The following is a 22,983-nucleotide window of genomic DNA, read 5'->3' as shown; positions in this document are numbered from 1 at the left end:
CGCATCCCGCCGCTGAAAGGGGGGCGGGTGCCTGCCGCCCCGCGCGAGGGAGACAGATGATGCACACTACACGACGCGAGCTTCTGCTGGGCGCTGCCGGTTCGATGCTGGTGCTCGGCGCGCCCGGGGTCGTGCGGGCGCAGCAGATTTTCCGCGCCTATCCCTTCACGCTCGGCATCGCCGCGGGCGATGCGTCGTCGGACGGATTCGTGCTGTGGACGCGACTCGCTCCCGAGCCGCTGGAGCCGCATGGCGGCATGCCGATGGCGCCGATCGCGGTGCAGTGGGAAGTCGGTTCCGATCCTGCCTTCAAGACCATCGCCGCCAAGGGCGAGGCGCTAGCCCGGCCCGAGCTCGGCCATGCCGTGCACGTCGAGGTGGCCGGGCTGCAGCCGGACCGCCCGTACTGGTACCGCTTCACCTGCGGCCGCGAGCGTTCGATGCGCGGCCGGGTGAAGACGCTGCCCGCCGCTGGTGCTTCGGTGACGAAGGCGCGGTTCCTCGTCGCCGGCTGCCAGCATTACGAACAGGGGCTCTATACCGCCTATGCGCATGCCGCGCGCGAGGAGGCAGACTTCCTCTTCCACTATGGCGACTATATTTACGAGGGCCGCGCTACCCCGGTTGCGTTCGATTATGGCGGCAATCCGAGGAAGATCATCCGCGCGCATGTCGGCGAGGAGCCGTTCAGCCTCGACGACTATCGCCGCCGCTACGCCCAGTACAAGACCGATCCCGATCTGCAGGCGGCACATGCGGCGACCGGCTGGTACGCCACCTTCGACGACCATGAGATCCAGAACAACTGGGTGAGCGACCGCGACCAGAACGGCACCCCGCCCGAGGCGTTCCTGTTGCGCCGTGCCGCCGCCTTCCAGGCCTGGTACGAGCATATGCCGGTGCGCAGCAGCTCGATCCCCAAGGGTGACTCGATCCAGGCCTATCGCCGCGCACGTTTCGGCGACCTGCTCGACCTGCACCTGCTGGACACGCGCCAGTTCCGCACCGATCAACCCTGCGACGACGGCTTCAAGCCGAGGTGCGCGGGCTGGGATGCCGCCGATGCGCAGGTGCTTGGCGGCACTCAGGAGGCGTGGCTCGGCCGAAACCTTGCCGAGGGCAGGGCGCGCTGGAACGCGGTCGCGCAGCAGGTGATGATGATGCCGCTCGACCGCCGCATGGGCGACGAGCCCGCGCCGATCCGCAACATGGACAGCTGGGGAGGCTACGACCTGCCGCGCGAGCGGCTGCTCTCGACGTTCGCCGGCCACGGCAATGTCGTGGTGCTGACGGGCGACGAGCACCAGAATTACGCCGGCGAGCTGCGCACCCGCGCCGGTCAGGGTGAGGCCGTGGCGGTGGAATTCGTCTCCACCTCGATCAGCTCGGGCGGCGACGGCGCCGATGTCCGCGCGGGCAGCGACAAGATCCTCGGGCGCAATCCGTACCTGAAGTACATGAACGACCGCCGCGGCTATCTGCTGTGCGAGGTAACGCGCGACCAGTGGCAGGCGCAGTTCCGCACCGTCGATCAGGTCACCGATCCGGGCGCGCCGGTGAAGACCGCGCGCACCGCGATCGTCTCCCAAGGCCGCCCCCAGCTCGACTTTGCCTGACGGGGACGCGGGTTGCACCAGGAGCAGGGAAGCTGCCCGGTTGATGCAGGTCGGCGCACGGTGATCCGCCGCGCCGGCGATGCCGGATTTGCAGCGATGGCGGTGGCAGCGGCGGGGGCGCCGCTGCAGGCAAGCGCGGGGGCGATCATGAAGGCGGAAGCAGCACCTGATTTCGGGCCGAGCGTGCTGGTACTCGATCCGTCCATGCCCGGCGGGGAGGTTCAGGCGGCGATCGACGCGATCTTCGCCGAGCAAGAGGGGGCGCACTTCACCGATCGCCGCTTCGCCATCCTGTTCCGGCCGGGCCGGTACACGGCGGACGTGCGCGTCGGCTTCTTCACGCAGGTCCTGGGGCTCGGGGCGATGCCGGGGGCGGTGACGATCGACGGCCATGTCCGCGTCGATGCCGGGTGGCTCCAGGGGAATGCGCTCGCCAATTTCTGGCGTGGCGCGGAGAACCTGACCGTGCGTCCGCCGGGGAGCTGGAACCGCTGGGCCGTCTCGCAGGCAGCGCCCTATCGCCGCATCCACATGATGGGCGATCTGGTGCTCGACGACGGCGGTTCGTCGAGCGGCGGCTTCCTCGCCGATTGTCGGATCGAAGGCACGATCCGCGCCGGCAGCCAGCAGCAATGGTATAGCCGCAGCAGCCGCATCGGGGCCTGGCACGGCGTGAACTGGAACATGATGTTCCAGGGCGTCGAGGGGGCGCCCGCGACCACCTTCCCCGACCCTGCGGTCACGACGCTGCTGCGGGTGCCGCTGCTTCGCGAGAAGCCGTTCCTGCAGGTCGATGCGGCGGGCCGCTGGTCGGTTTTCGTGCCGGCATTGCGGCGCGACGCAGTGGGCACGAGCTGGGCGGACGGGCCAGCGGCGGGCAGCGCCTTGCCGATCGAGCACTTCTTTCTCGCCCGGCCGGAGACGGACGCCGCGACGCTCAACGCCGCGCTCGCGCGCGGCCAGCACCTGCTGTTCACCCCCGGCGTCTATCGGCTCGACGCGCCGATCCGCGTGGCCGCGGCCAATCGCGTGCTGCTCGGCATCGGCCTCGCGACACTGCAGGCGGTGAACGGCACTGCCGTGCTGGAGATCGATGACGTGCCCGGCGTCACCGTGGCCGGCCTGATGATCGATGCGGGGGCGGAGCGCTCGCCGGTATTGGTCCAGGTCGGCCCGCGCGGCAGCGACGGCGATCATCGCGGCAACCCGGTGTTGCTCGCCGATCTGTTCTTCCGGGTCGGCGGCGTCGAGGTGGGCAGGGTCGAGACCTGCCTGGAGATCAACAGCCACCATGTCCTGGCCGATCATCTTTGGATCTGGCGCGCGGATCACGGCGATGTCGACGGCACCCGCGTGCATGTCGGCTGGGACGAGAGCACGGGCGACCACGGGCTGGTGGTGAACGGCGACGACGTGACGGTCCACGCGCTGTTCGTCGAGCATTTCCAGCGGTACCAGACCTGGTGGCGGGGAAATCGGGGCCGGACCTATTTCTACCAGAACGAGCTGCCCTATGATCCCCCGGCCCAGGCTGCCTGGATGGCGGGCAGTACGCGGGGCTGGGCGGCATACAAGGTCGACGACACCGTGCGTGAGCATGAGGCGGTGGCGCTGGGCGTGTATGTCTATTTCCGCACCAACCCGCAGGTGGTGCTGGACAGCGCGATCGAGGCGCCGGGGCGGCCGGGGGTGCGCTTTCGCCACGTCACCACGATGTCGCTCGGTGGCGGGGTGGGCACGATCGCGCATCTGGTGAACGACACCGGCGCGGCGGCGCGGCCGGGGGCGACGTTGCAGCGGCTGCGCGCCTATCCCTGATCGGCGGCGGACGGCTCTCGGACGAGAAGCATCACCAGCCCGCCCGCCAGGGTGAGGCCGGACAGCAGGAACAGCAGCGGGGCGAAGCTGCCCGGCGTCGCCGCCACCCAGGCGATGGCGGTGCCGACCAGCGCCGGCAGCGTATTGGTAAGGTTGAGGATGCCAAGGTCGCGGCCGCGGTGCTGCGCGCTCGGTAGCTCCTGCATCCAGAACGCCCCGTGGATCGCCATGAACAGCTGTGCGCCTACGCCGTAGACGAGGAACCCGGTCACCGCGACGGGCCGGGAGACGGCGAGGGCCATCACCGCCAGGCCGCCGGCGGTGATCGCTGCCGCACCGAGCAGGAACGGCTTCCGGCGTCCGATTCGGTCCGACAGGCGGCCTAGCAGCAGCGTGCACGGCAGGGGCAGCAGATAGGCGAGCACCAGCGTGCGGCCTACGAAATCGGCGGCGTCCAGCGCGCTCCGGCGCGGCGGCAGGTCGGCGAAATAGTAATAGAGGTACAGCGTTAGGCCATTCCCCGCGGATTGGAGCAGCAGCCGCGCGACCCAGGCCGCGGCAAGATTGCGCCGTGCGCGGGTTTGCGGAAGCGCGACCGCCTGCTGTGGCAGCCGCCGCGCGCCGGAGAAGGCGAGCGGCACCACCAGCAGCGCGATCGCGAGGGACAGCAATCCCAGGCGTGCGGCCTCGGCCAGCCCGGGCAGCTTCACCAGCGCCCAGGCCGTCGCCGCGCCGATCGGGTTTGCCAGTGCGAGCAGGCCTCCGGTGAATCCCTTCTGGCCGTCGGGGATCTCGTCCGCCATCAGCGCCATCAGCGGCGCCAGCACGGCATTGGCGGCGCATTGTACCGCGACCACTGCGAGGAGCACGCTGGCGGGGGAATGCGCGCGGGCGAAAAGTGCATAGGCGACCGCGAGGCCGATCACCCCGACCACCAACCAGCGGCGGCGGCCCTTGCCCCGCGCTGCCGACCGGTCGCTCAGCCATCCGAAGCCGAGATTGGCAGCGATGGCCGCCACCGTTCCGACCATGGCGACAAGCGTGAAGAGGTTGAGACGGTCAGGGCCGGCCACCGCTTCGACCTTCATCGGCAGGAATACGGTGAACAAGGGCAGATACCCGATCGTGCCGCCGGCGTTGGCCAGCGCGAAAACAAGCAGGAAGCGCCAGTGTCGTGCGGTTCCGTCGGCGACGGCGGCAGGGGTTGAAGACGCGGTCATGCGAGCGCTCGATTAGAGCGTGCGACTTGTCGTGCCAACGTGGTTTCAAGCGTTGCGCCGGCTTTTCGCGCTTCCGCATGAAACGTCGTGTAGATGACAGTTTTGAGAACGATTCCTACGCAAAATACTACGAAAATGTGACTTATTGACCCGCAAAAGAACGCCGCTAAGTGAACGTTCACATCATGGAGGGGCCATGATCATGGAAATGGCGGGGAGCCAATATGACGCGTGAACATGCAAGGACGATGATGCTTTTGTGCGCGGGGATTTCCTCGCTCGCGCTGCTGGCGATGTCGGGAACTGCTGCGGCGCAGACCGGGGTCGAGTCTGCAGCCACCGGACCCGACGGCGACGTCGTCGTCACCGGCATTCGCGCCAGCTTGCGCGAGTCGCTCGCGCTCAAGCGGGACGCGCAGGGCGTGGTCGACGGCATCACGGCCGAGGACATGGGCAAGTTCCCCGACACCAACCTGGCCGAATCACTGCAGCGCATCACCGGTGTCTCGATCGACCGTTCAATCGGTGAAGGCTCGACCGTCACCGTCCGTGGCTTCGGGCCGAACTATAATCTGGTGACGCTCAACGGCCGCCAGATGCCCACTTCGACGCTGGACGGCGGCGCCACCGCGCCGACGTCGCGCCTGTTCGATTTTGCCAATCTCTCCTCGGACGGCATCGCGGCGGTAGAGGTCTACAAGACCGGCCGCGCCGACATCGAATCGGGCGGCATCGGCTCGACGATCAACATTCGCACGCCGCGCCCGCTCGACAAGCCGGGCCTGCACGGCAGCGTCGCCGTCTCAGGCATGTATGATTCGTCGAGCAACGCCCGCAAGACGCCCATCACGCCCGAGCTCTCCGGAATCATCAGCGACAGCTTCGCCGACGACCGCATCGGCATCCTGATCGCCGGCACCTACCAGAAGCGCAAGGCGGGCAACAACGAAGCCTATGTCGGCTGGAAGAACGGCCGCACCGGATCGGACAAGGCAGGCGAACTTGCTCAGCCGGGCGATCCCCGCGCCGCCAACATCACCAACCGCCCGACCGGCGACCAGATCTACACGGTGCCGCAAAATGCCGGCATCGGCATCAACGACATCGCGCGTGAGCGGATCAACGGCCAGGCGGTGCTGCAGTTCAAGCCGTCCGACACGCTGACCGGCACGATCGACTATGTCTATTCGCGCAACCGCGTGACGGTGCGCAGCAACAGCATCGGCGTCTATTTCAACAACAACGATACCGTCAGCAGCTGGACTGGCGGCGCGGTGGCGAGCCCGATCTTCTACACCGAGCGATTCAAGGCGAGCGAGGGCAAGGACGTTTCCTACGTCAGCAACCTCAGCGCCAACCAGAGCGAGAACAACTCGATCGGCGGCAACCTCCAGTGGAAGCCCGAAGGGGCATTCTCGTTCGAGCTGGACGGCCACCACTCGATCGCGCGGTCGGGCCCGACCAACAAATATGGCACCAGCACCTCGGTCAGCACCGCCATCTTCGGCGCGGCGAGCCAGACCATCGACTTCAGCCACTATATGCCGGTGCTGTCGATCACGATGCAGCCGGGCATCGACCTGATCGACGCGTCGCGCATTCAGGCGACCGGCAACTCGTTCCGCAACGGCCTGTTCCGCGACGAGATCAACCAGGCCCAGTTCAAGGGCCGGTACGAGCATGGCGGCCTGCTCGACAGCGTCGACTTCGGTATCTCCTATGTCGATAACAAGGTCCGCTCGGCCTATGGCTTCCTCCAGAACAACACCTGGGGCGGCGCCGGCCCGGCGTCGGACCTGCCGGACAGCCTGTTCACGCTGGCGACGGTTCCCGACAAATATCCGGGCCTGAAGACCGACGGCAGCCTGCTGATCCAGCAGATCTACACCAAGAATTTCGAGAGCCTGGTCGGCAATCTCGAGAGCCTGTACAAGATGTGCTCCAAGCCGCAGAGCGGCACGCCGCTCGCGCCCGATACCTGCCTGGCGCAGTACACCGTCGATCGCCACATCCAGGAAAAGACGCTCGCGCCGTTCCTCCAGGCGAACGTGAAGTTCGATGCATTCGGCCGCCCGGCGCATCTCTATGCCGGGGTCCGCTACGAGAAGACCTGGATCGACTCCTCGGCGCTGGTGCCCGTTGCCACGGGGACCAAGTGGGTCGCGGCGAACGAGCTCAACGTCGTCTACTCGGGCAAGAGCGACTATACCACGCTCAGCGGTTCGTATCAGAACTGGCTGCCCTCGTTCGACTTCGACATCTCGCCGCTCAAGAACGTCAAGCTGCGGGCATCGTACGGGCACACCATCGCGCGGGCAGATTATGGCAGCCTGCAGGGCGGCCAGACGATCGACTCGCTGTTCCGCGTCGATGGCGGCACCGGCAGCCAGGGCAATCCGGGGCTGCTGCCGTACAAATCGAAGAACCTCGATTTCTCGGCCGAGTGGTACTACCAGCCCGAGAGCTACATCTCGGTCGGTTATTTCCACAAGTCGGTGGTGAATTTCATCGGGACCGGCCAGGTGAAGAAGCCGGTGTTCGGCCTGACCAACCCGGCCGACGGCCCGCGCTACAAGGCGGCGCTCGCGGCGCTGGGCGCAGGCGCGACTTCGAACGACATCCGCCAGTATATCTTCGCCAATTATCCAGGTTCGGTGAAGATCACCGGCGGGACGCCTGGCGCCTATACCGGTGACATCCTCGGCCTGCCCGAGGATAATGCGGTGCTGTTCACCGTCAACACACCGGTCAACAACGGCCAGACCGCCAACGTCCATGGCTGGGAATTCGCGATCCAGCACGGTTTCTGGGATACTGGTCTGGGGATGATCCTCAACTACACGATCGTCGACGGGGACGTGCATTACAGGAACAACGTGCCGGCGACGGTCAACCAGTTCGCGCTGGTGGGCCTGAGCGACACGGCCAACGTGATCGGTTATTACGACAAGAACGGCATTCAGGCGCGCGTCGCCTATAACTGGCGCGCCGAGTTCCTGGCGGGCGCGGGATCGAACCCGAGCTACACCGAAGCCTATGGCCAGATCGATGCCAGCGCGAGCTGGGAAGTGCGCCCGCGGACCAGCCTGTTCTTCGAAGGCATCAACCTGACGGGCGAGGGCCGCCGCACGCACCAGCGGACCGAGCAGTATGTCGGCGTCACCGCGCCGGGCTATGCCCGCTACACGGTGGGCCTGCGCTACCGCTTCTGAACACCGGGGCCTTGCGGTTGCACGACCGCAAGGCCCTTCCGCCCCGCTGCGCGGCGTGCGAACGCCGCCGGCGGGGAAGGGGGACCGACATGACCGACCATCCGCTCGTGACCATCGACGATCATCGCGCGGTCCGTATCGACCGGCGGCGCGGCGCCGCGCTGGGCGATGCCGTCCAGCTTTGCCTCATTGTGCCCGATGAGTTCCGCCAGGTGCAGAACGCCTATCCGATCCTGTTCCAGCGCACCGCAGCGCGCGACGGCTTCCAGGCGACAGCGCTGTTCGGCTTCGCGCCGGACGAGAACCTGTATCTCGACGGCGATCGCTGGGATGCGCCCTATCTGCCGCTGGCGATGGCGACCCGGCCCTTCCTGATCGGCCCGCCGGCAAGGGGCGGGGACGTCCCCCAGCTCCATCTGGCCGGCGCGAGCCCGCGCGTGCTGGTACCGGGCGATCTCGGCTATGACGAAGCCTCGCCGCTGTTCGACGCCGACGGAGGCCCGAGCGCCTATCTCGCCGCCGTGCTCGACGGCCTCGGCGAGCTCGATCGCGGTTACCGCGCTGCCCCTGCTTTCTTCGACGCGCTGGAGCGGCACGACCTGCTCGAGCCCGTCTCGATCCGCTTCGACGATGCCGACGGCAATGCCCGGCAAATCGTCGACTTTCACGGCATCCACGAAGAGCGGTTCGCCGCGCTCGACGGCGACGCGCTGGGCGAGCTGCACCGCGAGCACCATTTGCTGCCGATCACGATGGCGCTGGCATCGCTCGCCAACCTGCCGTCGCTGATCGTGCGGCAGCAGCGTCGGGGTACCGATGCCTGATCCTGCCGACCTGTTCGACGGGCTGCGGCCAGTCTCGGCGATCACCGTGGCGGATTGCTGGGCGCTAGACCACGCGCTGGCCGCCTCGGCCGAGCCGTTCGTGGTGCGCGGGCTGGTCGCCGACTGGCCGCTCGTCGCCGCGGGTGCGAAAGGGCCGCCGAGCGCGCGCACCTATCTCTTCGGCTTCGCCCGCGACACCGATTTCACCTATGCCGAGGGCGTACCCGGCGGCGGCGAGCGAATCTTCTACGACGACACCATGGCGATGAACCATCGCACCCGCCGCGCGCGCATCGCCGCGATCTTCGCGGAAATGGAAGCAGGCGAGGGCCAGGCCGATGCGCCGCTCCGCTACATCGCCTCCACCGACGTGCCGCGCTTCTTCCCGGGCCTGGCCGAGGCCAATGCGATGCCGCTGGGTCCCCGCGAGGGCCTGGCTGCGACGATCTGGATCGGCAGCGCCACGCGCGTCGCCGCGCATTTCGACGAGCCCGACAATCTGGTGTGCACCGCCGTCGGCCATCGCCGCTTCACGCTGTTTCCGCCGGACCAGTTCGCCAATCTCTATCTCGGCCCGCTGGACAACACCCCCGGCGGCCGCGCGATCAGCATGGTCGACTTCCATGCGCCGGATTTCGCGCGCTTCCCCCGGTTCCGCGAGGCGCTCCGTCACGCTCGTACGGTGGTGCTGGCGCCGGGCGACGCGCTGCGCATCCCCAGCCTGTGGTGGCACCATGTCGAGGCGCTCGATCGCTTCAATGTGATGATCAACTATTGGTGGCGGACCCGCCCTGCCTGGCTCGCCGAGCCGAACGACGCGCTGCTCGCGGCGCTGCTCGCGATCCGCGACCTGCCGGCGGAGGCGCGCGCGCATTGGCGGCAGGTTTTCGACAATTATGTCTTCGCACCCGGCGAGACGTTGACCGCGCATATCCCGGACGGGGCGCGGGGCGTGCTCGATCCGCTAACGCCCGAGACGGCGGGACAATTGCGTGCCTATCTGTTGCGGCAGCTGAGCCGCTGAGCGAAGAAGAAGGGGTGAGGAAACCGTATGTCTCGTAGGCGCCAGTCCGTGACGATCCGCCATGTCGCGGCCGATGCCGGCGTCTCGCTGCAGACGGTGAGCCGGGTGATCAACAAGGAGCCCGGCGTGCGGCCGGAGATGCTCCACCGGGTGCAGGCGTCGATTGCCAAGCTCGGCTACGTCCCTTCTCTGGCGGCGCAGCGGATGAGCGGATCGCGTTCGTACCTGATCCTCGCGCTCAACGATCGCGAGCGGACCATCGCCGACTGGCGCGCGCGCGAGGGGCGCGACTGGGTCGACCAGATGCTGCTCGGCGGCATGCTCGCTTGCGCCGCGCATGGCTATCGGATGATCGTCGAGCTGGTCGACACCCAGAGCGACCAGATCGAGCGCGAAATCAACGCCGCCATCGCCGCGCTCCAGCCCGACGGCGCGATCCTCACCCCGCCGCATTCGCAGAACCCGGTGATCCTGCGTCTGCTCGCCGAGAAGGGGATCGAGATCGCGCGGATCGGTTCGGTCGCCGCGGGCCCCGGGCACATGCTGGTGCAGGACGATCGCGGCAGCGCGCGGCTGGCGACCGAGCATCTGCTGGCGCTCGGCCATCGTCGCATCGGCTTCATCGCCGGGCCCGATTCGTACGAGCTGAGCGCCTGGCGCGTCGAGGGGTGGCGCGCGGCAATGGCGGCGGCCGGGCTTGCGTCCGAGGGGCTGCTGGAGACCGGCGACTTTTCCTACGATGCCGGGCTGATCGCGGCGCGGACCCTGCTCGACCGCGCCGACGTGACCGCCGTGATCGCCGCCAACGACCAGACGGCGCTGGCGACGCTGGCGGCGGTGCGGGGGCGGGGGCTCAGCGTGCCCGAGGACGTGTCGCTGGTCAGCTTCGACGACACGCCGATCGTGCGGTTCGCCAGCCCGGCGCTCACCGCCGTGTCCCAGCCGATCGCCGACATCACGGCGAAGGCGGTCGAGCGGATCATCGACGCCTGCGCGGGCCGCCCGCCTGCCTCGACCGAGCCGGTGGTGCTGCCCTCGACGCTGATCGTGCGGGACTCCACCCGCCGGCCGCCGGCACGGTAACGCCCCGGACTCTACAACCGTCATTCCGGCGAAAGCCGGAATCCATTGGGGTCGCCGGCGCGGTTCCTGCGGAAAGCGAATGGCGTCTGGATCCCGGCTTTCGACGGGATGACGGCTTTGGGGGGGGCGTATCAGGCCCCCAAACCCTCAGCTTCGCAGCCGCTCGATCGCCTGGGCAAGCGCCACATAGAGCTTGCCCGCATCCGACGAGAGCAGGGTCACCGCCAGCGGATTGCCTTCGCGCAGGCCGAGCACCTGGCGCAGCATCGTCTCGAAATCATGGACGTAGCGATGCACATGGTCGCGGAACACGTCGTCATGATCGTACAGCCGGTGGATCTCGCGCGCCTCGTGCGGGGCGAGCAGCCGCACCGCGCGGCGGGTGAACACGCCGCGATCGCCCTTCAGGTACGCCCCCCAGGCACCGTCGGTCACCTCGGTCGAGAAGGTCTTGGCGATATCGATTGAGGTCGAGTGCAGCGCGTCGATCAGCAGCGCCATGCGGTGCGCGAAGCCATCGCCGTCAGCGCGTTCCTGCGCATCCTGTGCCTCGGCGATGCGCGCCTCGGCGAGCTGGTTGGCGTCCTCCAGCACCGTCATCTGCGCGCGGAGATGCTCGGCCGCGCGGGCGGCCGCGCCAATCGCGGCATCGGCGGCCTTGGTCAGCATGTCGACCTGCTGGCGCACGGATAGCTCCACCGCGCGTTCGATCACGCTGTCGGTGGTGTCCTGCAGCACGCGATTGACCGCCGGGACGATGCCGTCGATCGCCTCGCGCGCATGGTCGGCGGCCTTGTTGGCGCTGTCGCGTACCCGCAGCAGCGTTTCGATCAGCTCAGGGGCGGCGTCGCTGGTGAAGCTCTTGGCGTGGACGATCGCGCCGTCGACCGCGCGGCTCAGCGTCTCCGCCTGCTCGGCGGCGGTCGCCAGCGTCTCGGCGAGCGCGGCGCGACCGCTTTCCAGCGCGGCCTGCTGCTGGGTGACCGATGCGGCGATGCCCTCCACCGCGTCATGGGTCGCCTCGGCGGCGGTGACCAGGCCGAGCAGTTCGGGCTTGGACGCGGCGATGCGCTTGCGGGTGGTGTCGATCCGCTCGTCGAGCCGCTCCAGCGCGGCCGGCATGGTCTCGTCGATCTCGCGCGCGGCGGCGTCGAGCGCGGTCAGCAGTTCCTCGGAAGTGGCGATCGCCCCACGCGCGGTCGATTCGCCGGTGCGCATCGACTGGGTCATCCCGTCCATCGACTGGTGAAGGCTGTGGATGGCGGTCGCCAGCGCCTCGGTGCGGCGGGTGCCGGCGGCGTGGAGTACTTCCAGCTCGCGGTCGAATTCGCTCGCGCCCTCGGAGAGACGGGCGAACAGCGCGTCGCTGCGCCGCTGCTCCTCGCTCAGTCGCGCCGAGATGCGGATGATCGCATCCTCGATCAGCGCCATGCGCTGGGCCATCGCGGCGCTGCTGTCCTCGCTCGCGCGTTCGAGCGCGGCCTGGTTGGCGCTCAGCATCGCGAGGATCGCCTCGCCCTGCGCGGCAATGCCCTGGCGCGACTGGTCGACGGCGGCGGCGGCACGATCGAGCACGGCGTCGACCTGCGCCGACATCTGGTCGGTCACCTGTTCCAGGCGGCTGCTCGCGGCCTCGCTGGTCGCTTCCATGCGGGAGATGTGGGCTGCCAGCCGCTCGGCGGCGCCGCTTGCGATACGATCGGCTTCGCGGCCGCGCTCGGCAAGCACGGTCAGCTGGATGTCGAGCGCGGCGGCGGTCTGCCCCGCCTGCAGGCCCGCGGCGTCGACGCGATCGGCCAGCCCACGCATTTCCTCATGTGCTCGGGGCAAGGAGGCGAGGACGACCGCGATGCTGTGTTCGGCGGCGCTGGTCATGGCGCTCAACTGCTGGGTGCTCGCGGCGATCGTCTCGGCCTGGCGCTGCGCGCTCGCGGCGGCGTGGGCGAGGCGTTCGCTGGCGGCGTCGCTGAGCACCGACAGGCCGCTCTCCTGCTCGGCGATTGCGCGGCGCTGCGCCACCATCCGATCGATGAGCGCGGCGGTGCGGGTCTCCAGCGCCTCTGCCTCCGCCCGCATCGCCCGGGCGGTGTCGGCGAAGCGGCGGGCCTCGCGGGTGCTGGTGCGCATGACGATCAGGTAAAGGAGCGCGACGAGCGCCCCCGGCACGCAGAGCGAGGCGAGCAGCTGGACGCGCTGGAAGTCGCTGATCGGCTCTCGCAAGGCGGGCAGCGCAAGCGTCGCCATGCCATAGGTGGCCCCCACTCCGGCGGCGATTGCGAGCAACGGCGCGACCCAGCCGAACTGCGACGGGGCATCCCCGTCCGACGCCGCGTCGGGCGCGGGATCGTCGATCACGAGGCTCTCCGCCAGCACCGGCGGTTCGGCGGGCAGGGTTTCGAACGGTACGGCGGATTCAGCGGTGGAGCCCCCAGTCATCCGGGCACTGTACCAGCTTTGCCGCGCGGACCAATACCGGGTTGGCAACGAACGGTTAACGATCATGCCGCTACGATCGCGCCATGGCCTATGATCCCGGTGCAATCGATACGAGCCTGGCAGCTGCGGTGGGCGACGATCCGGCGCTGATCGCCGAGCTGCGCGACGCGTTCCTTGAGAGCGTGAACCGTTCGGTGGACATGATGAAATCGTCCAAGGGCGCCGAGCAATGGGCAGGCGCCGCGCTCCGGCTGCAGAGCCTGGCGGGCAGCTTCGGCGCGACCGGCCTGATGGGGCTTGCCGAGGAGGCGGTGCGGCGCAGCGCCCAGGACGGCGCGCTGCTGCGCCGGATCGACAAGGCGGTCGAGAAGCTCTGAGCGGAGCGCTAGCGGACTAGCGTCGGCATTCGGCCATGTAGTCGGGTGGCCGGCAATGGTGGGGAGCTGTGGTTGTCAAAAAAGCGGTGAGTTTCCGGTCGTCAGTTTCTCGGCAGCGTTTCCTACGAACACCAAGGCGATCACCGCCAGCAGCACCCACCATCCTGCGTTTCGCCTGCGGGTGTTCAGCCAAAAGACCGCAGGGGGCAGGCCAAAAAGGACTGCTCCGCCAACTATCAAAGTAGCCCAGGACAGCGCCATCATCGTTTCCCCTCGAACGTCTATGACAGCTAGATGCAATGTCCGCTTTTGGGCGACAGCCGACTCACGGTTTCGTCAGTCCGCCGCCGCGGACTCGGGCTCGAACACATCCTTCTCCCAGTTCCGCACATAGGCCGAGCCAGTGGGCGCATCGATCAGGTGGACCCAGCTGTCGTCGATGTTGAGCACGCGGCCGAGCGCGACGCATTCGATCGCGCGGGCGCCGATCGCCTCGTCTTCGAGCCCGCGATAATCGCCGCGGATACGCCAGCCGCTGTCGGGTTCGTCGCCGATGCCCGGGGGCAGCGGCAGTTCGCGGTAGAGATAATGGACCGCAGCACCCTGTTCGAGGACGCAGCTGTCGACCAGGCAGCGCGCGTCATAGTGGCGCCGCGCCGGCGCCGAGGGCGGCCGCACCGGCCGGTTCTCGCCCCAGCGCAGGTCGATCACGTCGCCGCGGCGGAAGGCGATCTCGCGGCCGGGACGGAGTTGCGGCATGTCGAGCGGCACATTGTCCAGCCGGCCCCACAGCCGGTCGCCCTCGGCGCGGGTGATCTCCACCCACATCCGCTCGGCGGCATAGTCGCGCGACGCGGGCGTGGACTGGAAGATCAGCTTGGCGAGATCGCCCAGGCGCAGCGCCAGCACCTCGTTCTCGCTGGGCAGGAAGAACGTGTAGGGCGCAGCCTCGGCCATTGGCCGGGGATCGGCGATCGTGTAGCTGCCGAACAGCCGCCGGCGCCAACGGTAGAGCATGTCGCGGATCGTGGTCATCGCTTTCTACTCAACTCGCGCATCGCTGCATCGATCCCTGCAATCGTGAGGGGAAACATCCGGTCGCGCATCAGCGCGCGGATCATCGTCACCGAGTGCGAATAGCTCCATTGCGCCTCGGGCAGCACGTTGAGCCAGACGGTGGCGGGGTAGGTATCTACCACCCGCTGCAGCCAGGTGGCACCCGGCTCCTCGTTCATATGCTCGACCGAGCCGCCGACATGGGTGATTTCATAGGGGCTCATCGACGCGTCGCCGACGAAGATCACCTTATAGTCGTGGCCATATTTGTGGAGGATGTCGGCGGTGCGGGTGCGTTCGGTGAAGCGGCGACGATTGTCCTTCCACACGCCTTCGTACAGGCAGTTGTGGAAGTAGAAGAATTCGAGGTTCTTGAACTCGCCGGTGGCGGCCGAGAAAAGCTCCTCGCAGAGCTTGACGAACGGGTCCATCGAACCGCCGACGTCGAGGAAGAGCAGCAGCCTCACCGCATTGTGGCGTTCGGGCCGCATCCTGACGTCCAGCCAGCCTTGCCTTGCGGTGCCGGCGATCGTGCCGTCGATGTCGAGCTCTTCCGCCGCACCTTCACGGGCGAAGCGGCGCAGGCGGCGCAGCGCCACCTTGATGTTGCGCGTGCCCAGTTCGCGGGTCGAGTCGAGATTGCGGAAGTCGCGCGCCTCCCACACCTTCACCGCGCGCTGGTGCTTGCCTTCGCCGCCGATCCGCACGCCTTCGGGATTGTAGCCGCCATTGCCGTACGGCGAAGTGCCGCCGGTGCCGATCCATTTGCTGCCGCCCTGATGCCGCTCCTGCTGCTCGGCGAGGCGCTGCTGGAGCGTCTCCATCAGCTTTTCCCACGAGCCGAGCGCCTCGATCGCCGCCTTTTCCTCGCCGGTGAGATATTTCTCGGCGATCACACGGAGCCATTCCTCGGGGAGTTCGGCGGGGGCGACGCCGTAATGGCTCGCGATCCCCCGGAAGACCTTGGCGAAGACCTGGTCGAACCGGTCGAGCAGCCCTTCGTCCTTCACATAGGTGGCGCGGGCAAGGAAGTAGAAGGCCTCGGGCGTCGGCTCGATCACCTGCGCGTCGAGCGCCTCGAGCAGCAGCAGATGTTCCTTGAGGCTGGCGGGAATGCCCGCGGCGCGCAGCTCGTCGAGAAAGGCGAGGAACATGGACCTAGACTAGGCCCGCGGGATGGCGCGCGTCCATTACGTTGACCGCCGGAGGCTGCCCGTCCGCCGCATCGCTATTTCTGCCGCCGGGCCATGAAGGCGAGGCGTTCGAACAGCATCACGTCCTGCTCGTTCTTGAGCAGCGCGCCGTGGAGCGGCGGGATCGCCTTGGTCGGGTCGCGTGACTGGAGCACCTCCAGCGGCATGTCCTCGTGGAGCAGCAGCTTGAGCCAGTCGAGCAGTTCGCTGGTCGATGGCTTCTTCTTGAGGCCGGGCACCTCGCGGATCTCGTAGAACAGATCCATCGCCCGGCTGACCAGCAGCTTCTGGATGCCGGGGAAGTGCACGTCGACGATCGCCTGCATCGTGTCGCGATCGGGGAATTTGATATAGTGGAAGAAGCAGCGGCGCAGGAACGCGTCGGGCAGTTCCTTCTCGTTGTTGGAGGTGATCACGACGATCGGGCGCTCGGCGGCGCGGACATTCTCGCCGGTCTCGTAGACATGGAATTCCATGCGATCGAGTTCCTGGAGCAGGTCGTTCGGGAACTCGATGTCCGCCTTGTCGATCTCGTCGATCAGCAGCACGGGCAGGGTGGGGCTGGTGAACGCCTCCCACAGCTTGCCCTTGCGGATATAGTTGCCGATCTCGTGCACGCGGGGATCGCCGAGCTGCCCGTCGCGCAGCCGCGCCACTGCGTCATATTCGTACAGGCCCTGCTGCGCCTTGGTCGTCGACTTGACGTTCCACTCGATCAACGGCGCGCCGACCGCCTTGGCGATCTCGGTGGCGAGCACGGTCTTGCCGGTGCCCGGCTCGCCCTTGACCAGCAGCGGGCGCCGCAGCGTGACGGCGGCATTGACCGCGACCTTCAGGTCGGCGGTCGCGACATAGCTCTGGGTGCCTTCGAAGCGCATGCCAGAAAGGTGGGCCGAAAGGTGGCGGGATGCAACCCACCTCGGGGGACAGGTCAGCTGCGGCTGCGGGCGCTCGCGCGGGCTTCGAGCAGGTCCCACAGGCCGCGATGCTGGGCAAAGACCTGCTGCGCGCCGAACAGCATCGCGCGCTCGTGCGCGGCTTCGCGAGCCAGCGCATCGACCACGCTGACCGTCTCTTCGGGGATGGGGAGGCGGGCGGCGACGGGCTCGACTCCGAAGCTGGCGGCGGCGCGATCCAGCACGGCGCGGATGGCGATCCAGTCGATCGCCAGCGCAATGGCGGCGCCGGTCGCGCAGCCGGCGCGATCGGACTGGGCCAGCATGTCGAGCGCATGGCGCTGGGCCGCCGCGGCCGCTTCGCTCTCGGCATGGCCGGGCGTGCTGGGCAGGGGGCCTGCCGCGGCCACCAGGCGGACCAGATAGGCGCGCTCCACCACAAAGGCTTCCGCGGCGGCTTCGAGCCACTCGCATTCGACCGGGCGCTGCGCATGGCCGGCTGCATAGTCGATCAGCCCGGGATGGCGGCCATGCAGCCGCGCGACATGATGCACGGCATCCGCCAGGTCGCGGCGGGGCAGGGCGGCGGTGCGGAGCGCGCGCAGATGGAGATGCTGGGCGCTGCCGTCGGATCCCGCCAGCGCCCCCATCGGGCCCCAAGCGCCCGACAAATGCTCGATCGGTGCGGTATCCAAGAGCATGACCTTCCTCATCTGGACAGCGCCGTCCGTCATCGGCCGGCCAGAAGGAGATCGCATAGCGAACATACCGAAGCGCGTAGAAAGATGGTTACGCCGAAATTAATCTTGAAAGACAGGATTTCGGCTCTCCATCGCGCATCGTCCCAAATAAAAACGGCCCCGGCGGATGCCGGAGCCGTTCTTCATTTCGGAGCGGAAGCTGCTTACTGGTCGAGGAAGCTGCGCATCTTGCGGCTGCGGCTCGGGTGCTTCAGCTTGCGAAGCGCCTTTGCCTCGATCTGGCGGATGCGCTCGCGCGTCACCGAGAATTGCTGGCCGACTTCTTCCAGCGTGTGATCGGTGTTCATGCCGATGCCGAAGCGCATGCGCAGCACGCGCTCCTCGCGCGGGGTGAGGCTCGCCAGGACGCGGGTGACCGTTTCCTTGAGGTTCGCCTGGATCGCCGCGTCGACCGGAATGATCGCGTTCTTGTCCTCGATGAAGTCGCCCAGATGGCTGTCTTCCTCGTCGCCGATCGGCGTTTCGAGGGAGATCGGCTCCTTCGCGATCTTCATCACCTTGCGCACCTTTTCGAGCGGCATGCTCAGGCGCTCGGCCATTTCCTCGGGCGTGGGCTCGCGGCCCTGCTCGTGGAGGAACTGGCGGCTGGTGCGCACCAGCTTGTTGATCGTCTCGATCATGTGCACCGGGATGCGGATGGTGCGCGCCTGATCGGCGATGCTGCGGGTGATAGCCTGGCGGATCCACCAGGTCGCATAGGTGCTGAACTTGTAGCCGCGGCGATATTCGAACTTATCCACCGCCTTCATCAGGCCGATATTGCCCTCCTGGATGAGATCCAGGAACTGCAGGCCGCGATTGGTGTACTTCTTGGCGATCGAGATCACGAGGCGGAGATTGGCCTCGACCATCTCCTTCTTCGCGATGCGGGCCTCGCGCTCGCCCTTCTGCACCATGTTGACGATGCGGCGGAACTCGGTGAGCGTCATGCCCGTCTGCTGGGCGATCTCGCTCATCTCGGTGCGGATGCGGTCGACGGCGCTACCTTCGTTCTCGACGAACGCCTTCCACTTCTTGTCGACGCCGACGACCGTCGGCAGCCAGTTCTCGTCCAGCTCGTGATCGACATAGCGGTCGAGGAAGTCCTTGCGGCTCACCTTGTGGCGCTCGGCAAGACGCAGCATCTGCCCGCCCAGCGCGGTAAGGCGCCGGTTGAAGCTGTAGAGCTGGTCGACAAGATACTCGATCTTCGCCTGGTGGAACTGGACGCTCTCCACCTCGGCGGTCAGTTCCTCGCGGAGCTTGTTGTACTTCTTCTCCTCGGAAGCCGGGAACTCGCCGCCGGCCGACATGGTGTCGAGCCGCTGCTGCTGCACCTTGCCGAACTTCTTGTAGATCGACGTGATGTTGGCGAACTTCTCGAGCGCCTGCGGCTTGAGCTGCTCTTCCATCTGGGCGAGCGAGAGGGTGTTGTCCTCCTCCTCTTCGTCCGACGGACGGCGCGCACGGCGCTCGGTCATCTCGTCGTCCTCGTCCGACGCGACTTCCTCGGGCTCTTCCTCTTCCTTGAAGGTCGGGCCGGTGCTCGATTCGCTGATCTCGCCATTGTCGTCCTCGGCGCCTTCGACCTGCTCGGCCGACGGACCCTTGGACAGCATCGCATCGAGATCGAGGATCTCGCGCAGCTGCATCGTGCCTTCGTTGAGCGCGGTCGACCAGCCGATGATCGCGTTGAACGTGATCGGCGACTCGCAGAGCCCCAGGATCATCGTGTCGCGGCCGGCCTCGATGCGCTTGGCGATCGCGATTTCGCCCTCGCGGCTGAGCAGCTCGACGGCGCCCATCTCGCGCAGGTACATGCGCACCGGATCGTCGGTGCGATCGACGGTTTCCTTCTTCTTCGCGATCTCGAAGGCGGGAGCGGAATCGTCGCTGCTGTCCGCCGTCTCGGCGTCGTCGGCCGAATCGTCCTCGGCCTCCGAATCTTCGCCCGCGTCCTCATTCTCGACGACGTTGATGCCCATGTCGTTGAGCGCGGCCATCACGTCCTCGATCTGCTCCGAGGACATCTGGTCCTGCGGCAGCATCTCGTTGAGCTGGTCGACGGTGATGTAGCCGCGCTTTTTCGCACGCGCGACCAGCTTCTTGATCGAACCTTCGTTCAGATCGATCAGCGGCGCGTCACTCGTGTCGGTCGTGTCAGTGACGTCTGCCATGTTCGCCTTCGCCATCAAAATCCTCGAAACTCAGATGGCGGCAATTTTACACCGCCTCTATTCCTCAAAAACGCCGTCTTCCGCAAGCATCAGATTGGCAAGCCGATCCTGAAGCTCCTGCCGTTGCCGCGAAAGCGCCACCTGGCGGGCGAACGCTTCCTCCGTTCCGTCGCGCATCAGGGCGGCGGTCGCCTCCGCGAGCGCCACATCGACGGCGGGCTGCGCCGCCATCACCGCGATCGCCTCGCCCAGATCCTCGCGCGCCTTCGTCACGTCGGCCGCAGGCCGCGTGAAGGAGAAGGGGAGCGTGTCTGTGCGAAGCAACTCGCTTGCCACTGAATCGAAACCGGACCGCACCAATATGGTGAGGAAATCCTCGCTATCAAGTTGACGGGAAGCAGGATTGGTGAGGGCGACCTCCACCACCGCTTCGAACAGTCGCCCCAGCGCACCCGAAGCGCTGCGGAGGCTGCCGAGAATTTCCATGTGCCGTGCGATTTCCACCGGGTGGCGGATCAGCCCGGCGAGCACCGCGCGTGCCAATATGGGATCGAGCCCGCTCGCCTGCACGTCGCGGATCAGCTGCGAGGGTGGCGGCTCGGGCGGTTGCCAGACGCCGCGCGCATTGCGGGTGCCGCGCTGCTGGCGGGCAGGGGCGGGGCCGCGTTGGTCCTTGCGGAACTCGCGGGGGCCACGGCCGAACTGCTGGTCGGCGCGCGCACGAAATTCTGCTAGATATTCGTGCTTTACGTTCGAATCTTGTATCTGCTCGGCAAGTTCGGTGAGGCGGCGCTTGAGGCCCGCGCGTTGCTCCGGCGTGTCGAGCGGGCCGGCGGCTACCTCGCTCGCCCAGAGCCGATCGACTAGCGGCTCGGGCCGGCCGAGCAGCGCTTCGAACGCGGCCGGGCCCTGGGCGCGGACGAGATCGTCGGGGTCGAGCCCTTGCGGCAGCGTCACGAAGGCGAGGCTGCGGCCCGGCGCCAGCATCGGCAGCGCGCGGTGGGCGGCGCGCAGCGCGGCCTTCTGCCCGGCGCTGTCTCCGTCGAAGCAGAGCAGGGGCACTTCGGACAGCCGCCACAGCCGTTCGAGCTGATGCTCGGTCAGCGCGGTACCGAGCGGCGCGACGACCTCGCCGAACCCGGCCTGGGCGAGCGCGATCACGTCCATATAGCCCTCGACCGCGATCACCCGATCGGCCTTGCGCGCGGCGGCCTGGGCGCGATCGAGATTGTAGAGCGTGCGGCCCTTGTCGAAGAGCGGGGTCTCGGGCGAGTTCAGATATTTCGGCTCACCCTCGCCGATGATGCGGCCGCCGAACGCGATCGTCCGGCCGCGCACGTCCCGGATCGGGATCATCAGCCGGCCGCGGAAGCGATCATAGGGCTCCTTGCCCTCGACGGCGATCAGCATGCCGGATTCGACCAGCATCGCGTCGCCATAGGATTTGAGCGCTTCCTTGAGCTTGCCGCGCGAATCGGGCGCGAAGCCGAGGCCGAAGCTGCGGGCGATCTCGGGGGTGATGCCGCGGCGCTGGAGCACGGCGCGGGCCTCGGCGCCCTCGATGCCGTTCAGCCGATCGGTGAACCACTGCGCAGCGTCGCCCATCGCCTCGTGCAGGCCCTTGGCGCGCTCGGCCTTTTCGGCGGCGCGACGGTCCTGCTCGGGCATGTCGAGCCCGGCGGCCTGCGCCAGTTCCTTCACGGCATCGATGAACGGCAGGCCGCGCTGGTCGGTCATCCAGCGGATCGCATCGCCGTGCGCGCCGCAGCCGAAGCAATGGTAGAAGCCCTTGTCGTCGTTGACGTAGAAGCTGGGGGTCTTCTCGTTGTGGAACGGGCAGCAGGCCCGGAACTCCTTGCCCGCGCGCTGCAGCTTCACCGATTTCGCGATCAGCGTGGAGAGCGTGGTGCGGGCGCGGAGTTCGTCGAGAAAGGCGGGGGTAAGGCTCACGCGGAGTACCCACCGTGGGAATGCGGGAAGTCGGGGTCAGAACGGATCGCTGGATACATCCATCCCGTTGTAGGGGCCTTACTCGCGGCGGGAAAGCCGTTCCCCGCCGCGAGCGAGCGTCAGGTCAGGCCGCGTAGGCGACGCTGATCTTGCCCTGCTTGTACGAACGCCGGCGAAGTGCTGCGCCCGCCAGGCCGAAGCCCGTGATCATCAGGCCCCAGGAGACCGGCTCCGGCACGGCCGAGATGGTCAGCGAATAGCTGCCCGTGCCCTGATATTCGGAAAGGGCGAAGGTACCCGTCTTAAAGAATGGATTGGCTTCGGTACCCGAATAGAGCTGGGGCCCATCGGTGAGGAGCAGGAGGTTGAAGCCGTAAAAGTCCTCGATCGCCAGCCCGCCGCCATTGAATGCGTTGAAGAAGCTGACGTCGGCGACACCCGCAACAGCATCCGGGAAACCTGAAACGTCCCACAGCGTGAAATAGGAACCGGTAAAGGCCGCGTCCGGCGAAGGATTGGAATCCAGCACGAACGACGCGCTGTAGTTGCCGGTGATCACGAACTGGAACGGATCCGCAGATGCGGGGGCGGAAATCCCAAGGCCGATGGCAGCCGCAGCTGTAAAAAGTGCGATGTGTTTCATGCTTTAGTCCCCTGTTGGCGCGAGTCGCCGTCAACAATTGACCACGTAAGTTTATGTTCTGTTAGATATTTTTTCGCCAATTGCGGAACTCTGGCGAGCTTCGCGGCGTTGCAGGGCTGGCTGCAAGGATCGGGTAAAAATCGCAGCCCCGCCGCCGAAAACCCGGGGCGGGGCGCTTCATCAGCTCAGCTCAGCGCCGCCTTCACCAGCGCGCTCGCCTTGCTCATGTCGAGCTGCGCTGCGTGGCGCGCCTTCAGTTCGGCCATCACCCGGCCCATGTCCTTCATGCCGGCCGCGCCCAGTTCAACCTTGATCGCCTCGATTGCGGATGTGGTTTCCGCTTCGCTCATCTGCGTCGGCAGGAAACGTTCGATCACCACGATCTCCGCCGCTTCGTTGTCGGCGAGCTCCTGGCGGTTGCCCTTCACGTACATGTCGATCGATTCGCGGCGCTGCTTGACCATCTTCTGCAGCACCTCGACGACCAGCACGTCGTCGTCCTCGGGCGCCTTGCCGGTGCGGGCCTCGATGTCGCGGTTCTTGATCGCGCTCTGGATCAGGCGGATCGTGGCGGTCGACGCCTTGTCGCCGCCCTTCATGGCAGTCACCAGCGCAGCCTTGATGTCGTCGCGAATCATCGTTTCTCTCGATCTTTTTACGGGAAGCCGGGAACCATAGCGGACGCACGCAAAACTTAACAGATTGACGCTGCGGCCAT

At 67.2% G+C, this 22,983-nt stretch carries 18 protein-coding genes; 7 read left to right on the top strand and 11 right to left on the bottom strand.

Annotated features, from left to right (window positions below; genetic code table 11):
- The first annotated feature begins 59 nt into the window (after positions 1-59).
- On the top strand, positions 60-1,616 hold the full coding sequence (locus tag SPI01S_RS03480) for an alkaline phosphatase D family protein (protein ID WP_066718197.1): 1,557 nt from the start codon (positions 60-62) through the stop codon (positions 1,614-1,616).
- Between the two features lie 60 nt (positions 1,617-1,676).
- Complete coding sequence (locus SPI01S_RS03475) at positions 1,677-3,434, top strand: pectate lyase-like domain-containing protein (RefSeq protein ID WP_245653452.1); 1,758 nt, start codon at positions 1,677-1,679, stop codon at positions 3,432-3,434.
- Here SPI01S_RS03475 and SPI01S_RS03470 read toward each other — a convergent pair.
- Positions 3,425-4,654 (bottom strand): MFS transporter, encoded by a 1,230-nt coding sequence (locus SPI01S_RS03470; RefSeq protein ID WP_066718191.1) that lies wholly within the window; start codon positions 4,652-4,654, stop codon positions 3,425-3,427. The two genes, SPI01S_RS03475 and SPI01S_RS03470, sit on opposite strands and share 10 nt — an antisense overlap.
- Before the next feature lie 224 nt (positions 4,655-4,878).
- On the opposite strand from SPI01S_RS03470, the gene SPI01S_RS03465 reads away from it, so the two are divergent.
- From SPI01S_RS03465 to SPI01S_RS03450, 4 genes are all read left to right on the top strand, one after another.
- Complete coding sequence (locus tag SPI01S_RS03465) at positions 4,879-7,866, top strand: TonB-dependent receptor (RefSeq protein ID WP_066718188.1); 2,988 nt, start codon at positions 4,879-4,881, stop codon at positions 7,864-7,866.
- A gap of 89 nt (positions 7,867-7,955) precedes the next feature.
- Positions 7,956-8,690 (top strand): SapC family protein, encoded by a 735-nt coding sequence (locus tag SPI01S_RS03460; protein WP_066718185.1) that lies wholly within the window; start codon positions 7,956-7,958, stop codon positions 8,688-8,690.
- Positions 8,683-9,714, top strand: a complete 1,032-nt coding sequence (locus SPI01S_RS03455) for a cupin-like domain-containing protein (RefSeq protein WP_066718177.1) — start codon at positions 8,683-8,685, stop codon at positions 9,712-9,714. Before SPI01S_RS03460 ends, SPI01S_RS03455 begins: the two co-directional genes overlap by 8 nt.
- Before the next feature lie 27 nt (positions 9,715-9,741).
- Positions 9,742-10,797: a LacI family DNA-binding transcriptional regulator gene (locus tag SPI01S_RS03450; RefSeq protein ID WP_066718174.1), complete on the top strand. Its 1,056-nt coding sequence runs from the start codon at positions 9,742-9,744 to the stop codon at positions 10,795-10,797.
- 147 nt (positions 10,798-10,944) lie between these two features.
- Here SPI01S_RS03450 and SPI01S_RS03445 read toward each other — a convergent pair whose 3' ends face one another.
- Positions 10,945-13,233, bottom strand: coding sequence for a coiled-coil domain-containing protein (locus SPI01S_RS03445; protein ID WP_066718171.1), 2,289 nt, complete (start codon positions 13,231-13,233; stop codon positions 10,945-10,947).
- 83 nt (positions 13,234-13,316) lie between these two features.
- Here SPI01S_RS03445 and SPI01S_RS03440 point away from each other — a divergent pair, with 83 nt between their 5' ends.
- Complete coding sequence (locus SPI01S_RS03440) at positions 13,317-13,610, top strand: hypothetical protein (protein WP_066718166.1); 294 nt, start codon at positions 13,317-13,319, stop codon at positions 13,608-13,610.
- Positions 13,611-13,685: 75 nt separating this feature from the next.
- Here the strand turns inward: SPI01S_RS03440 and SPI01S_RS22100 are convergent, their stop codons facing one another.
- From SPI01S_RS22100 to SPI01S_RS03400, 9 genes are all read right to left on the bottom strand, one after another.
- Entirely contained in the window at positions 13,686-13,874 is a 189-nt protein-coding gene (locus SPI01S_RS22100) for a hypothetical protein (protein ID WP_157084545.1), read from the bottom strand.
- A gap of 72 nt (positions 13,875-13,946) precedes the next feature.
- Positions 13,947-14,645, bottom strand: coding sequence for an immunity protein Imm33 domain-containing protein (locus SPI01S_RS03435; RefSeq protein WP_066718164.1), 699 nt, complete (start codon positions 14,643-14,645; stop codon positions 13,947-13,949).
- A complete protein-coding gene (locus tag SPI01S_RS03430; RefSeq protein WP_066718161.1) occupies positions 14,642-15,820 on the bottom strand; it encodes a vWA domain-containing protein in 1,179 nt (392 codons plus the stop codon). Before SPI01S_RS03430 ends, SPI01S_RS03435 begins: the two co-directional genes overlap by 4 nt.
- Before the next feature lie 74 nt (positions 15,821-15,894).
- Positions 15,895-16,737: an AAA family ATPase gene (locus tag SPI01S_RS03425; RefSeq protein WP_066718158.1), complete on the bottom strand. Its 843-nt coding sequence runs from the start codon at positions 16,735-16,737 to the stop codon at positions 15,895-15,897.
- Between the two features lie 53 nt (positions 16,738-16,790).
- Entirely contained in the window at positions 16,791-17,456 is a 666-nt protein-coding gene (locus SPI01S_RS03420) for a DUF6975 family protein (protein ID WP_066718919.1), read from the bottom strand.
- 203 nt (positions 17,457-17,659) lie between these two features.
- On the bottom strand, positions 17,660-19,687 hold the full coding sequence (rpoD, locus tag SPI01S_RS03415; protein WP_066718156.1) for an RNA polymerase sigma factor RpoD: 2,028 nt from the start codon (positions 19,685-19,687) through the stop codon (positions 17,660-17,662).
- Between the two features lie 42 nt (positions 19,688-19,729).
- Positions 19,730-21,622: a DNA primase gene (gene dnaG, locus SPI01S_RS03410; protein WP_066718153.1), complete on the bottom strand. Its 1,893-nt coding sequence runs from the start codon at positions 21,620-21,622 to the stop codon at positions 19,730-19,732.
- A gap of 124 nt (positions 21,623-21,746) precedes the next feature.
- Positions 21,747-22,265 carry a PEPxxWA-CTERM sorting domain-containing protein gene (locus SPI01S_RS03405; protein WP_157084544.1) on the bottom strand — a complete coding sequence of 173 codons (519 nt, stop codon included), beginning with the start codon at positions 22,263-22,265 and terminating at the stop codon, positions 21,747-21,749.
- 185 nt (positions 22,266-22,450) lie between these two features.
- Entirely contained in the window at positions 22,451-22,903 is a 453-nt protein-coding gene (locus tag SPI01S_RS03400) for a GatB/YqeY domain-containing protein (RefSeq protein WP_066718139.1), read from the bottom strand.
- Between the last annotated feature and the right edge of the window lie 80 nt (positions 22,904-22,983).

Origin of the sequence: Sphingomonas pituitosa NBRC 102491, assembly GCF_001598435.1 — a bacterium.
Lineage (GTDB): Bacteria > Pseudomonadota > Alphaproteobacteria > Sphingomonadales > Sphingomonadaceae > Sphingomonas > Sphingomonas pituitosa.
The sequence above is the reverse complement of the archived record's forward strand: the minus strand, read 5'-3'. Positions and strand labels throughout refer to the sequence as shown.

Bases quoted from the DNA above. Each gene is read 5' to 3' on its own strand.
- SPI01S_RS03480 (WP_066718197.1), top strand. From the start codon at position 60: ATGCACACTACACGACGCGAGCTTCTGCTGGGCGCTGCCGGTTCGATG.
- SPI01S_RS03470 (WP_066718191.1), bottom strand. From the start codon at position 4,654: ATGACCGCGTCTTCAACCCCTGCCGCCGTCGCCGACGGAACCGCACGA.
- SPI01S_RS03465 (WP_066718188.1), top strand. From the start codon at position 4,879: ATGACGCGTGAACATGCAAGGACGATGATGCTTTTGTGCGCGGGGATT.
- SPI01S_RS03460 (WP_066718185.1), top strand. From the start codon at position 7,956: ATGACCGACCATCCGCTCGTGACCATCGACGATCATCGCGCGGTCCGT.
- SPI01S_RS03455 (WP_066718177.1), top strand. From the start codon at position 8,683: ATGCCTGATCCTGCCGACCTGTTCGACGGGCTGCGGCCAGTCTCGGCG.
- SPI01S_RS03450 (WP_066718174.1), top strand. From the start codon at position 9,742: ATGTCTCGTAGGCGCCAGTCCGTGACGATCCGCCATGTCGCGGCCGAT.
- SPI01S_RS03445 (WP_066718171.1), bottom strand. From the start codon at position 13,233: ATGACTGGGGGCTCCACCGCTGAATCCGCCGTACCGTTCGAAACCCTG.
- SPI01S_RS03440 (WP_066718166.1), top strand. From the start codon at position 13,317: ATGGCCTATGATCCCGGTGCAATCGATACGAGCCTGGCAGCTGCGGTG.
- SPI01S_RS22100 (WP_157084545.1), bottom strand. From the start codon at position 13,874: ATGATGGCGCTGTCCTGGGCTACTTTGATAGTTGGCGGAGCAGTCCTT.
- SPI01S_RS03435 (WP_066718164.1), bottom strand. From the start codon at position 14,645: ATGACCACGATCCGCGACATGCTCTACCGTTGGCGCCGGCGGCTGTTC.
- SPI01S_RS03430 (WP_066718161.1), bottom strand. From the start codon at position 15,820: ATGTTCCTCGCCTTTCTCGACGAGCTGCGCGCCGCGGGCATTCCCGCC.
- SPI01S_RS03425 (WP_066718158.1), bottom strand. From the start codon at position 16,737: ATGCGCTTCGAAGGCACCCAGAGCTATGTCGCGACCGCCGACCTGAAG.
- SPI01S_RS03420 (WP_066718919.1), bottom strand. From the start codon at position 17,456: ATGCTCTTGGATACCGCACCGATCGAGCATTTGTCGGGCGCTTGGGGC.
- rpoD (WP_066718156.1), bottom strand. From the start codon at position 19,687: ATGGCGAAGGCGAACATGGCAGACGTCACTGACACGACCGACACGAGT.
- SPI01S_RS03405 (WP_157084544.1), bottom strand. From the start codon at position 22,265: ATGAAACACATCGCACTTTTTACAGCTGCGGCTGCCATCGGCCTTGGG.
- SPI01S_RS03400 (WP_066718139.1), bottom strand. From the start codon at position 22,903: ATGATTCGCGACGACATCAAGGCTGCGCTGGTGACTGCCATGAAGGGC.